The sequence below is a fragment of the Stenotrophomonas sp. SAU14A_NAIMI4_5 genome, from assembly GCF_003086795.1.
Lineage (GTDB): Bacteria > Pseudomonadota > Gammaproteobacteria > Xanthomonadales > Xanthomonadaceae > Stenotrophomonas.
This window is the reverse complement of record NZ_CP026003.1, coordinates 645,289-657,730: the sequence shown is the minus strand read 5'-3', so window position 1 is coordinate 657,730 and position 12,442 is coordinate 645,289. Positions and strand designations below refer to the sequence as shown.

Genomic DNA, 12,442 nt, shown 5'->3' with positions numbered 1-12,442 from the left:
TGACCAAGTAGCTGCAATGCAGCGCCTTGGTCATGCCTGGCCTGAGACTACTGAGGCAACGGGCAGGCTTCTGTGGGACTCATTGCCGCGCCTTGGGTGGGGACCAATACGACACAGGTCCCCTGAAGATCGCCGTCAGCCTGACGCACCTCCCATACACTGACTCCTTCACCCTGCAGCGCCCGCAGTTCTCCTCCGACGTACGGTTTGTCGTCCAGGTCAATGGACAGGTAACCATTGTCGACCAGACTCGCCATATCGAATGTACTTCTGAAAGTGTCGCCCTGCTTGCTCCACAGACGCAGCTCCGCTTTGCCCGAGTTGCGGCGGGCATAGGTCCCCAGCAGAAGTTTAAGTTCGGCAAGCGACTGCGGATTCTGCACCTGCTCTTCCGGGAAGCCGAGGGCAACGGCACGCTCGGCGCTCAGCACGTTGCTTGGCGTGAGCGTCAGCCCATTTCCAATGCGCTGACCGTCAACCATCATGTAGCGCAATGCGAGAACCGTAGATACCGAGAACGCCGTAGCGAGTGCAATGCACAGTACAAGTATCCGGCTGAGCCATTCCATCGAAACGGCGAGAGGACGCGGATTGGCCCCCAGCGCATACGCCAGCGCGATGGCCGGGATCTGGAAGTAGCGGCCCTGCACCCCCTGAATGATGCCAGTGTCGTCAATGGTCCATTGCACCAGCATCGCCAGATAAGTAAGCAGGATCGCAACGCTGAGCGCGAGTACCATCGACCAGCGTGCCAGTCCAGTTCCGCGGAACTGGGGCCAGGCAATCGACGTGGCGCCGCAGACCACCAGCAGCAGGGCAAACACAGTGTAGTGGCGCGGGCCCAGTGGCGTGTCCAACCAACCCAGCACCCCCAGGAACGAGTTGTAGTAATACTCCGCAACACCGGGGCTGGTGAGCGTCTTGTGCATCATGCCGCCGAACCTCATCGGATCGAACAGATAGCTGGTCAGCCGCGCCAGGTGATCGATATTGCGGGCTCCGGGCGGATAGACCGTTGTCTTGATCGTCACCACGGTCCAGGCCAGCACCAGTACCGTGAGCACGGCGGCACCGATAGCCAGTCGCTTGTCACGCCGGTACCAGGCCGCCACAAAGGGCAACAGCAGGAACGGCAGCGTATTGGCACGACATGCAGCAAACAATCCCAGCGCGACCATCATGATGATCGCGGTCGAGCGTCTGTCATCCTGGAGTGCCACGATCCGCCAGAAGGCAGAGAACGCCAGTACCGCCATGCTCATGGACATGCCATCGAGCACGGCAAAACCCAACAGGAAACTCGACATCGGCAGCAGCAGCAATGCCAGTACCAGCGGCGGCGGCGGGAACAGTCGGAATGCCCAGTACAACAAGCCGACGCAAGCCAACAGCGTGAAGAGTCTGGACAACCGGTAAGACTGATCAACACTCAGGTTGATCGTCTTTCCAACCCAGAGCCCGAGAGCCTGCGGCGCGTAGAGGACAGGCAGGTAATAGGCAGTACCAGGCTGGGTGGCACGCTCGGACTGTCCCGCCCAGCGTTCAGCGCGCGCCGACACGAGAATTTCCCCGGTCAGTTTAACTTGGTGTTTGCCGGCAAGAGGCGTGAAGTGATCCATGTACCTTGTCAGACCAACATCAACGTCGCCACCCGATGGCTGGCCATTCGACGTATCGAGCAGGATCTGCCCTTGGCTGAGCATGTAGGCACGCTTGACGTGATCAAACTCGTCTGGCGCCTGGAACGAGGGCGTCAATGCTTGCCAGATGATGCCAAACACCAGCAGCAGGAGGCAGGCCACCCCACCATAGCTGGCGATTGAACGAACTTCAGGGCCGCTTACAACACTGGCTCCAACGCGACTCATGGCGCAACTTCCCGCTCAGGTGCCACGCGGCTCCTTATATGGATAGCCTTTTCCGGCGTGGCACGTACGTCGTGACCGATGAACGCAAGAATGAGCTGCACGCCAACCAGTACGGGCATGGCCGCAAGCATTACCGTGCCACTCGACGCGGTCGTTCCGGTGGCACTGGCGTGGATCCAGCTGCTGGCGCCGAACAGTACGCCGAACAGTAGCAGCAGAATTCCGACAGGCAGCTCAAAAGATGCCAGCGACATATCCCGCAGATAATAGTTATAGAAGATCCGCTTCATTGCATTGCGCATGTTCTTCACGAAGAACTCGCCGATCACCTGACCGATGCGTAGATTGCTGACTTCGTCGGCATAACGTGCATGCATGGGAACGTCCACGACAGCCGCCCGCAGCGTTCCCAGCCGGAACAGCATGTCGGTTTCAAAGAAGTAGCGCTTGCTGATCTTCCCAAGCGGCAGGTGACGCGCCACGTCGGTGTGGACTGCGGTGTATCCATTGGTCGGATCGAAGAGATTCCAGTAACCGGACGACACCTTCGTCAGCAGCGAAAGACCTGCGTTACCAAACAGGCGAAGCCGCGGCATCTGGGAAATACGCTCCAGATCGAAGAAGCGATTCCCCTTGGTATAGTCCGCCTCTCCTGCAAGAATCGGCGCAACGAAGCGAGGAATCAGCGCAGGATCCATCTGACCATCGCCATCCACCTTGACGATGATCTCCACTCCTTCGGCGATCGCAGCCCGATATCCGGTCATCACCGCACCGCCCACACCTTGGTTTTCTTCATGGCGAAGAACAACGACGCGCGGATCAGTGCAGTTGGCCTCAACAAAGTCACCGCTCCCCACCGGGCAGCGATCATCCACAACATAGATGCGTCCCACTTCCGGGCCGACGCCTGCAATCACTCCGAGAATGTGATTTGTGACCTTGTAGGACGGAATCACCACTGCGATCTGGGCGGGCATACGCTATATCTCCGGTGCCCATGACGGCACGATGGACGTTATTTCGGTAGAAGCCGCTGACGCAGAAGACGCAGCGACCGGAAGCCATGACGCAGTTACTGCACGCGGCGGCGCAGATAGTTCAGCAGATCGATGCGGGTGATCAGCCCGAGGAAGGTGCCGCCATCCATCACGATGGCCACCTGGCCGCGGTCGAACACCGGCAGCAGGGCCTCGATCGGCGACTTCACGTCTAGGCGGTCCAGCTTGCTGACCATGGCCGTGGCGACCGGATCGCGGAAGCGGGCTTCGTCACCATAGACATGCAGCAGCACGTCGCTTTCATCGACGATGCCGACCAGCTGGTCGCCGTCCATCACCGGCAGCTGCGACACGTCATACAGCTTCATGCGCTGGTAGGCGGTGGTCAGCAGGTCGTTCGGGCCGATTACGACAGTGTCGCGCTGGCCGTAGGGGCGCAGGATCAGGTCGCGCAGGTCGCCGTGCTGCGGGCGCTCCAGGAAGCCGTTGTCCAGCATCCAGTAGTCGTTGTACATCTTCGACAGGTACTTGTTGCCGGTGTCGCACACCAGCACCAGCACCTTCTTCGGCGTGGTCTGTTCCTTGCAGTACTTCAGGGCCGCTGCCAGCAGGGTGCCGGTGGACGAACCACCGAGGATGCCTTCCTTGCCCAGCAGCTCGCGGGCGGTGTGGAAGCTCTCTGCATCGGTGATCGCATACGCCTTCTTGACGCGGCTGAAGTCGGAGATCGACGGCAGGAAGTCCTCGCCGATGCCTTCCACCAGCCAGCTGCCCGACTTGTCGTTCAGGTTGCCGTCGTTGATGTACTCGGCCAGGATCGAGCCGACCGGATCGGCCAGCACCAGCTCGGTCTTCGGCGACAGCGTGGCGAAGGCGCGCGACAGGCCGGTCATGGTGCCCGAGCTGCCGCAGCCGAACACGATGGCGTCGAGGTCACCGCCCATCTGCTCAAGGATTTCCGGGCCGGTGCCGAATTCGTGCGCGGCCGGGTTGTCCGGGTTGCCGAACTGGTTGATGAAGTACGCGCCCGGGGTCTGGTCGGCGATGGTCTTGGCCAGGTCCTGGTAGTACTCCGGGTGGCCCTTGGCCACGTCCGAACGGGTCAGGCGCACTTCGGCGCCCATCGCCTTCAGGTTGAAGATCTTTTCGCGGCTCATCTTGTCGGGCACGACCAGGATCAGCTTGTAGCCCTTCTGCTGCGCCACCAGTGCCAGGCCCAGGCCGGTATTGCCGGCAGTGCCTTCGACCAGGGTCGCGCCGGGCTTGAGGTCGCCGCGCTGTTCCGCTGCTTCGATCATCGACAGACCGATGCGGTCCTTGATCGATCCGCCCGGGTTGGCGTTCTCGAGCTTCAGGTAGAGCTCGCAGACACCGGTATCCAGGCGCTGGGCCTTGACGATGGGGGTCTGGCCGATGAGTTCGAGGACGGAGGAATGGATGGGCATTCGGAAACTTCGCTTCGCGCCACGCTGGGCCGGACAGATGATTATCCGCCGGATGGCTGCGAAAGTCAGGAGTGGAGCGTGCCGACCAACGGTCGGCACCCACCAGGGCGCGGTCGGCACCCACCAGGGCGCGGTCGGCACCCACCAGGGTGCGGCCGGCACCCACCAGGGCACGGTCGGCACCTGCCAGGGCAATGAGCGCCCGGCTGGCGGCCCAAGGGGATGCGGACGGCCCCGGATCGACGAGGAGACCAGTACCGCCCGCATCGGTGGACTGAGGGTATGCACGGGTGCAGGCCGTTGCCTGCGAGCCAAGGCACCACCGCCTGTGGTGCCTTGGCGCGGCCGCCGTTGCCGGCAACCGCGGGGCCATCGTTGGCCGGGTCACGCCGTTCCCGGCGCGACCGGAGCGTCAGTGCGTGGGGGACGTCGTTGCGAGCGGTGTTTCGTACATACGCAGAAGGCGTTGCTTGGCCAGCAGCTTCTCGCGCTTCATGCGACCCAGGGTGACATCATCGATCGGGAGTACACCCAGCTCCGCGTCCATGCACTTCTTGTTCAACTTGCGGTGCTGGTCATGGAGTGCCCGGAACTCCGGATCACGCGCGCGACGGGCGTCGATCTCGCTCTGGGGCTGATCTTCAAACATGATGGACCTCCTTCGACAGATACACGAACGCCCCGGCCGCAAGGCACGGGGCGTTGTTCATGGAGGAGCGCCGGTCGATTGCCACATGGGTGCCCACAACGACCTGCGGCACTGGCCTGCGCACGTCGGTCTGCTGCGGTTCGCGCCCTGCTTTCATCGGCCCGGCCCTCCCATCGTCCGGTCCGCGGCATTGCGTCCCGGACGATTGACCCTACGCCTGCTCCGGGCCGGGTACAAGACCCCCGCGACAAAAAGACCGAACCCCGCCGGGGCGGGGTTCAGGCTGAATGCTCAATGCAACGAAAAACAAACGAATTCAAGCAATTACGGGGCGACGATGACCTCGGCCGAGCGTGCCTTGGTGGACGCTGCCTTCTTGCCGCTGACCTGGATCCGGCTGCTGGCGACACCGGCTGAGACCAGCGCATCACGCAGGGCTTCGGCGCGCTTCTGGCCGACGCCATTGGCGCTGTCATAGGCCTCGATCCGGACCCGGCCCTTCTTGCCGATGTTCAGGTACTCGGCCAGGGCCTTCGCCTGGTTCTTCGCACCGCCGGACAGGCTGGCCGCACCGGTACCGAAGGCGTCGCCGCCGAGGGTGAAGACCTCGCCGCGGGCGTCGAACTTCGAGCCCGGCAGCTTCTGCCCGGACACCAGCTCGGCTTCCTCGCGCGCCAGCTTGGCGGCGTTCTGCTGGGCCGAGCTGAGGCGCTGCTGCTGCTTGCCAGCCACGCTGGTCAGGGCGTTCTCGGCGTCCTGGCGGGCCAGGGTCTCGGCTTCGGCGGCCTGGCGCAGGCGCTCGGCCTCCTCGGCCTGCACCTGCGCCTGCATGCGCAGCTGTTCGGCTTCCTGGCGGGCACGGGCGGCGTCGCGGCGGCTGGCTTCGATCAGCAGGTCGCTGCGGGTGCGGTCCAGGCGGTCGACCTCGCGGGCGGCCAGGGCGGCGCGCACGCTGGTTTCGGCAATCTCGACCCGGCGCTCGGCCAGGTAGGTGGCCAGTTCCTGGTCGCGGCGCTTGGCCTTGTCCAGGGTGGCAATGGCCTGCTGGGCCTGCATGCGCTCGAAGGCAGCCAGCTCAGCGGTGTCGGGATTGGCCTGGATGTTCATCAGGCGCTGGCTCAGCTGGCCGACCATCGGGTTGTCGGCGGCGACAGCCAGGGCCGGCAGGGCCAGCGCGGTGGCCAGGGCCAGGGCGGAAATCGACTTCATCGGCGGTCCTCCCCGGTCGACAGCTGGCGCTGCAGCTGGTTGACCTCGTTGCGGCGCAGCTGCAGCTGGGCCGTGGCGGTGGCTTCCTCGCTGCGGGCACGGGCCAGGTCGGCGTCGGCAGCGGCGCGCAGGGCCAGTGCCGGGGCATTCTTGCGCTCGCGGCGGTCGCCGGCGGCGCGCTGGGCCTGCTCCAGGCCCTGGCGGGCCAGGCTGATCAGGTCCGGGGCGTACTGGTCGGCATCGGCCTGGGTGGCCTTGTCCACCGCCTGCCGGGCCTGGGCCAGTTCCTGTGCGCCATCCTGCGCCCAGACGGGAGCAGAGAGTGCGAATGCAAACGCCATCACATACAGGCTGTGGCGCATTCGTGCGAAGCTAAGTCGTTTCATTGGGGAGGCCGTACCGGTTGTCGGTTCACGGCCATTGTCGTCAAGCCGACACCGTGCTTGCAACGGGCGCCGGCAGTTTCGTTGGGGAAAATTCGCAATGGATATCGGCTACTTCCTGAAGCTGATGACCGAAAAGAACGCTTCGGACATGTTCTTGACCACCGGTGCGCCGGTCTACATCAAGATCGAGGGCAAGCTGTACCCGCTCGGCAACACCGGGCTGCCGCCGGGCATGGTCAAGAAAATCGCCTATTCGCTGATGGACGAGGGCCAGGTGCCCCAGTTCGAGCGCGAGCTGGAACTCAACATGGCCATCGCCCTGGCCGATGCCGGGCGCTTCCGTGTCAATGTGTTCAAGCAGCGGGGCGAGGTCGGCATGGTCATCCGCGCCATCCGCAGCCGGATTCCCAGCATCGAAGAGCTCAACCTGCCGCAGGTGTTGAAGGACGTCATCATGACCCCGCGTGGGCTGGTGCTGGTGGTGGGGTCCACCGGCTCGGGCAAGTCCACTTCGCTGGCGTCGATGATCGACCACCGCAACAGTACGACCACCGGGCACATCCTCACCATCGAGGACCCGATCGAGTACCTGCACAAGCACAAGATGTCGATCGTCAACCAGCGTGAGGTCGGCCTGGACACCCATGCCTTCCACAACGCGTTGAAGAACGCGATGCGTGAAGCGCCGGACGTGATCCTGATCGGCGAGATCCTGGATGCCGAGACGATGGAGGCGGCCATCGCCTTCGCCGAGACCGGCCACCTGTGCCTGGCCACCCTGCACTCCAACAACGCCGACCAGACCATCGAGCGCATCCTCAACTTCTTCCCGGAAAGCGCGCACAAGAACGTGCTGATGAACCTGGCGCTGAACCTGCGTGCGGTGATCAGCCAGCGCCTGGTGAAGAACAAGGAGGGCCGTCGCCTGCCGGCCACCGAGGTGCTGATCAACACGCCGATGATCCGCGACCTGCTGCGCCGCGGCCAGGTGCACGAGATCAAGGCGGCGATGGAGTCGTCGCTGGAGGAAGGCATGGAGAGCTTCGACCAGTGCCTGTTCCGCCTGGCCAAGGCCGGGGTGATCGAGCAGGAGGAAGCGCTGCGCGCGGCCGACTCGCGCGACGGCCTGGCCCTGAAGTTCCGCCTGTCCGAGGGTGGCAGCGGCGAGCATGACCCGTACGCGGATTTCTCCTCGCCCACCCAGACCAGCATCACCCACGGCTTCTGAGCCGCACGGACGCCGGGCATGGCCCGGCGCTACCGGAAACGCCGGGCGCTGCCCGTTCCCGACGGTAGCGCCGGGCCATGCCCGGCGGAATCCTGAAGGGTTAAGGGGCGGTCTCATCCAATGAGACCGCCTGTCCGTAGGTTTCCTCAATGGAAACCATCCGCAAGCTGGCCATCCTCGCCGACGCCGCCAAGTACGATGCCTCCTGCGCCTCCAGCGGCGCGGGCAAGCGCGACTCGCGCGCCAGCGGCGGCATCGGCAGCACCGAAGGCATGGGCATCTGCCACAGCTACACGCCGGATGGCCGCTGCGTGTCGCTGCTGAAGATCCTGCTGACCAACTTCTGCGTCTACGACTGCGCCTACTGCGTGAACCGCGTCTCCAGCAACGTGGCGCGGGCGCGCTTCAGCGTGGACGAAGTGGTCGCGCTGACCCTGGATTTCTACAAGCGCAACTACATCGAGGGCCTGTTCCTTTCCAGCGGCATCATCCGCAATGCCGACTACACCATGGAACAGATGGTGGAAGTGGCGCGGCAGCTGCGCGAGGACCACCGCTATGCCGGCTACATCCACCTCAAGACCATTCCCGAAGCGTCGCCCGAGCTGCTGGCCAGCGCCGGTCGCTACGCCGACCGCCTGTCGATCAACGTCGAACTGCCCACCGAGGCCGGGCTGAGTGCGCTGGCGCCGGAAAAGACCGTGCACTCGATCCGCGGCGCGATGGGCGAACTGCGCTGGCGCATCGAGGAAGCCAAGGAAGCACGCAAGGCGCCGGCCGTGGTCGCGCCAACGGCCACCCGCAGCGCGCGCCCTCGCCCGCCGCGCTTCGCCCCGGCCGGGCAGAGCACGCAGATGATCGTCGGCGCCGACGGGGCCAATGACCAGCAGATCCTGGCCAGTGCCGACGCGCTGTACGGCAACTACCGCATGCGCCGGGTGTATTACTCGGCCTTCAGCCCCATTCCCGATGCCAGCCGCCAGCTGCCGCTGCAGCCGCCCCCGCTGCAGCGCGAGCATCGCCTGTACCAGGCCGACTGGCTGCTGCGCTTCTACGGTTACGGCGTGGAGGAGATCACCGATACCACCCAGGACGGCATGCTGGACCTGGACATCGACCCGAAGATGGCCTGGGCGATCCGCCACCCCGAGCGCTTCCCGGTGGACCTGAACCGCGCGCCGAAGGAACTGCTGCTGCGCGTGCCCGGGCTGGGCGTGCGCAACGTGAAGCGGGTGCTGATGGCGCGCCGGCACGGCCGCCTGCGGGTGGCCGACGTGGCCCGGTTGAAGGCCCCGATGAGCAAGCTGCTGCCGTTCGTGCTGCTGGCCGACCACCACCCGCGCAAGGCGCTGGATGATCCGGCGGCGTTGCGTGCACAGCTGGCGCCGCCGCCACGACAGGGCTCGCTGTTTGATGCACCGCCCGCCGCCTGACGCACAGCGCTGGTCGCTGCGGGTGGACCCGCCGTGGTCGCTGGACGCCTGGCGCGATGCCGCGCGCGAGGCGCTGCTGCGCGGCGTGGCACCGGCGCAGCTGGACTGGCTGGAAGGCAGCGAGGCCTCGCTGCTGGACGCGCCATCGGTGCAGGGGGCTCCCCTGCCCGCCGACGCCAGCGCGCCCAGCGTGCCGCGCGATTTCATCGAACTGGCCGCGACCTGCCTGTGCCATCGCGAGCCGCAGCGCCTGGCCCTGCTGTACCGGCTGCTGTGGCGCATCGCCCATGGCGAGCGCAGCGTGCTGTCCAACCCGGCCGATGCCGACGTGCTGCGGGCGATGGCACTGGCCCAGGCGGTGCGCCGCGACACCCACAAGATGAAGGCCTTCGTGCGCTTCCGCGAAGTGCCCGGGCAGACCGATGCCTTCATTGCGTGGTTCGAGCCGGACCACCACATCGTCGAGCGTGTCGCGCCGTTCTTCGCGCGCCGCTTCGCCGGCATGCGCTGGGCCATCCTCACCCCCGGCCGCAGCGTGCACTGGGATGGCCAGGCCCTGGCCTTCGGGCCCGGTGCCCGTCGCGAAGATGCACCGGCCGAGGATGCGCGCGAATCGCTGTGGCAGACCTACTACGCAAGCATCTTCAACCCGGCCCGCTTGAATACCCGGATGATGCTGCAGGAGATGCCGGCGCGGTACTGGCGCCACCTGCCCGAGGCGCAGCTGCTGCCTGGGCTGGTGCGCGATGCGGCCGACCGCGTGCAGGAAATGCACGACCGCCCCGCGCAGGCCCCGCAGCGGAAGATTCCGCAGCGACCGGCGGTGCTGCCATCACCGGGATCAAGCGCGGACAGCCTCGATGCGCTGCGTGCCCAGGCCGCCGGCTGCCGCCAGTGCCCGCTGTGGGAGCCGGCCACCCAGGTGGTGTTCGGCCAGGGCCCGGCCGATGCACGGGTGATGGTGATCGGCGAACAACCCGGCGATACCGAGGATCTCTGCGGCCGTCCCTTCGCGGGCCCGGCCGGCCAGCTGCTGGACCGTGCCCTGGCCGAACTCGGCATCGACCGCGCCACGCTGTACCTGACCAATGCGGTGAAGCACTTCCACCATGAGCGGCGCGGCAAGGTGCGCCTGCACAAGCGCCCCGAAAGCCGGCATGTGCGGGCCTGCCAGCCGTGGCTGCTGGGCGAGATCGCGCGGGTACGGCCGCAGGTCATCGTCTGCCTGGGCGCGACCGCTGCTTCCTCGGTGTTCGGCGCAGGCTTCCAGCTGTCACGCGACCGCGGTCGCTGGCACACGCTGGAAGACGGTACCCGCGGCTATGCCACCGTGCACCCGGCGTGGGTGCTGCGGCAAGGCGACGACGCCCGGCGTGAGGAGGCCTACCGGCTGTTCCGCGATGACCTGCGCCGTTTGCAGGCGGACGACGTGGAATCCGCCGGTCATCGTCCGGCGCTACCACCGGACGATGACCGGTAGCGCCGGGCCATGCCCGGCGAGCGAAGCGGCGTGTCAGCCTGCGTCGGGCTGGTTTTCCGGGCGGGCGCGCTCGAAGGCGTCCAGCGCCTGGCAGGCCGCTTCGATGCGGCGCAGCGTCGGGTATGGCGCCAGGTCCAGACCGAAGCGGTGCGCGTTGTACAGCTGCGGCAGCAGGCAGATGTCGGCCAGGCCGGGGCGGTCACCGTGGCAGAACACGCCGGTATCCGCACTGTCCGCGAGCATCGCTTCCATCGCCGCGAAGCCTTCAGACATCCAGTGCAGGGTCCACTGCGTGCGCGCGTCGGCCGGCGCTTCCAGGCGGCGTTCGAGGTACTGCATCACCCGCAGGTTGTTGATCGGATGGATGTCGCAGGCCACCAGCTGGGCCAGTGACCGCACCCGCGCGCGGCCGACCGCATCGGCCGGCAGCAGCGGCACCTGCGGGTAGCGCTCATCGAGGTATTCGAGGATCGCCAGCGACTGGGTGAACGCATGCCCGTCATGCAGCAGGGTGGGCACCAGCTGCTGCGGGTTGAGCGCGGCATAGGCGTCGGCATGCTGCTCGCCACCGTCGCGCACCAGGTGCACCGGCCGGCCCTCCCAGGCCAGGCCCTTCAGCTGCAGGCCGATGCGCACGCGGTAGGCGGCGCTGGATCGCCAGTAGGTGTACAGCACGAGGCCGTCGTCGACCGGGCCGTCGTCAACCAGGATGTCCATCGCCGCCTCCACGCTCAGGGCTTGGCCGCCTGCTCGATGCGCTGTTCGATCGCACCGAAGATGCTGTTGCCGGCGGCGTCGAGCATCTCGATGCGCACCACGTCGCCGAAGGACATGAACGGCGTGCTCGGCTTGCCGTCGCGCAGGGTTTCCACCACGCGCTGTTCGGCGAAGCAGGAAGCGCCCTTGCTGGTGTCCTCGTTGGCGATGGTGCCCGAGCCGACGATGGTGCCGGCGCCCAGCGGACGGGTCTTGGCCGCATGCGCGACCAGCTGGGCGAAGTTGAACTGCATGTCCACGCCGGCTTCCGGCGCACCGAACCACTTCCCGTTGATGTGGGTCAGCAGCGGCAGGTGCACCTTGCTGTCCTGCCAGGCAGTGCCCAGCTCATCGGGGGTGACGAACACAGGCGACAGCGCCGAGCGCGGCTTGGACTGCAGGAAGCCGAAGCCCTTGGCCAGTTCGCCCGGGATCAGGTTGCGCAGCGAGACATCGTTGACCAGGCCGACCAGCTGGATGTGGCCGGCGGCCTGTTCCGGGGTGGCGGCCATCGGCACGTCATCGGTGATGACCACGATCTCGGCTTCCAGGTCGATGCCGTACTCCTCGCTGACCACCTTGACCGCATCGCGCGGGCCATGGAAGCCGGCGCTGGTGGCCTGGTACATCAGCGGGTCGGTGTAGAAGCTTTCCGGCACCTCGGCGCCACGGGCGCGGCGCACGCGCTCGACGTGCGGGAGGTAGGCGCTGCCATCGACGAATTCATAGGCGCGCGGCATCGGCGCGGCCAGGGCCTGCGGGTCGAGGTCGAACACGCCATCGGCGTCGCCGGCGTTCAGCGATTCGTACAGGGCGTTCAGGCGCGGGGCGATGTGGCTCCAGTCTTCCAGGGCCTGCTGCAGGGTGGCGGCAATGCCGGTGGCGCGGACGCCGAGGCGCAGGTCACGCGAGACGACGATCAGGGTGCCGTCGCGGCCGCCTTCCTTCAAAGAACCAAGCTTCATGGGTGGGTGTCCGGAGTCGTGG

11 protein-coding genes are annotated in these 12,442 nt (G+C 66.1%); 3 read left to right on the top strand and 8 right to left on the bottom strand.

Features of this window, described 5'->3' with window-relative positions; genetic code table 11:
- Positions 1–47: 47 nt before the first annotated feature.
- The 6 genes from C1925_RS03015 to C1925_RS02985 all read right to left on the bottom strand — a co-directional run bounded on the left by C1925_RS03015 (position 48) and on the right by C1925_RS02985 (position 6,534).
- Positions 48–1,868, bottom strand: coding sequence for a DUF2142 domain-containing protein (locus C1925_RS03015; RefSeq protein WP_108767641.1), 1,821 nt, complete (start codon positions 1,866–1,868; stop codon positions 48–50).
- Entirely contained in the window at positions 1,865–2,848 is a 984-nt protein-coding gene (locus C1925_RS03010) for a glycosyltransferase family 2 protein (RefSeq protein WP_108767640.1), read from the bottom strand. Before C1925_RS03010 ends, C1925_RS03015 begins: the two co-directional genes overlap by 4 nt.
- Positions 2,849–2,943: 95 nt before the next feature.
- On the bottom strand, positions 2,944–4,314 hold the full coding sequence (locus tag C1925_RS03005) for a pyridoxal-phosphate dependent enzyme (protein ID WP_108767639.1): 1,371 nt from the start codon (positions 4,312–4,314) through the stop codon (positions 2,944–2,946).
- 412 nt (positions 4,315–4,726) lie between these two features.
- The gene (locus C1925_RS02995; RefSeq protein ID WP_079220527.1) at positions 4,727–4,963 is read right to left on the bottom strand and encodes a YdcH family protein; all 237 of its coding nucleotides are present in this window, start codon (positions 4,961–4,963) and stop codon (positions 4,727–4,729) included.
- A 324-nt stretch (positions 4,964–5,287) separates the two neighbouring features.
- Complete coding sequence (locus C1925_RS02990) at positions 5,288–6,172, bottom strand: OmpA family protein (RefSeq protein WP_108767638.1); 885 nt, start codon at positions 6,170–6,172, stop codon at positions 5,288–5,290.
- Entirely contained in the window at positions 6,169–6,534 is a 366-nt protein-coding gene (locus C1925_RS02985) for a DUF4398 domain-containing protein (protein ID WP_108767637.1), read from the bottom strand. The genes C1925_RS02990 and C1925_RS02985 overlap by 4 nt, the downstream gene beginning before the upstream one ends.
- A 121-nt stretch (positions 6,535–6,655) precedes the next feature.
- Here C1925_RS02985 and C1925_RS02980 point away from each other — a divergent pair, with 121 nt between their 5' ends.
- From C1925_RS02980 to C1925_RS02970, 3 genes are all read left to right on the top strand, one after another.
- Positions 6,656–7,786: a PilT/PilU family type 4a pilus ATPase gene (locus C1925_RS02980; protein ID WP_108767636.1), complete on the top strand. Its 1,131-nt coding sequence runs from the start codon at positions 6,656–6,658 to the stop codon at positions 7,784–7,786.
- 149 nt (positions 7,787–7,935) lie between these two features.
- The gene (locus tag C1925_RS02975; protein ID WP_108767635.1) at positions 7,936–9,219 is read left to right on the top strand and encodes a putative DNA modification/repair radical SAM protein; all 1,284 of its coding nucleotides are present in this window, start codon (positions 7,936–7,938) and stop codon (positions 9,217–9,219) included.
- Positions 9,200–10,699: a UdgX family uracil-DNA binding protein gene (locus C1925_RS02970; protein ID WP_108767634.1), complete on the top strand. Its 1,500-nt coding sequence runs from the start codon at positions 9,200–9,202 to the stop codon at positions 10,697–10,699. The genes C1925_RS02975 and C1925_RS02970 overlap by 20 nt, the downstream gene beginning before the upstream one ends.
- A gap of 33 nt (positions 10,700–10,732) precedes the next feature.
- Here C1925_RS02970 and maiA read toward each other — a convergent pair whose 3' ends face one another.
- Positions 10,733–11,416, bottom strand: coding sequence for a maleylacetoacetate isomerase (gene maiA / locus C1925_RS02965; protein WP_108767633.1), 684 nt, complete (start codon positions 11,414–11,416; stop codon positions 10,733–10,735).
- A gap of 14 nt (positions 11,417–11,430) precedes the next feature.
- Positions 11,431–12,420 (bottom strand): fumarylacetoacetate hydrolase family protein, encoded by a 990-nt coding sequence (locus tag C1925_RS02960; RefSeq protein ID WP_108767632.1) that lies wholly within the window; start codon positions 12,418–12,420, stop codon positions 11,431–11,433.
- Positions 12,421–12,442: the final 22 nt, after the last annotated feature.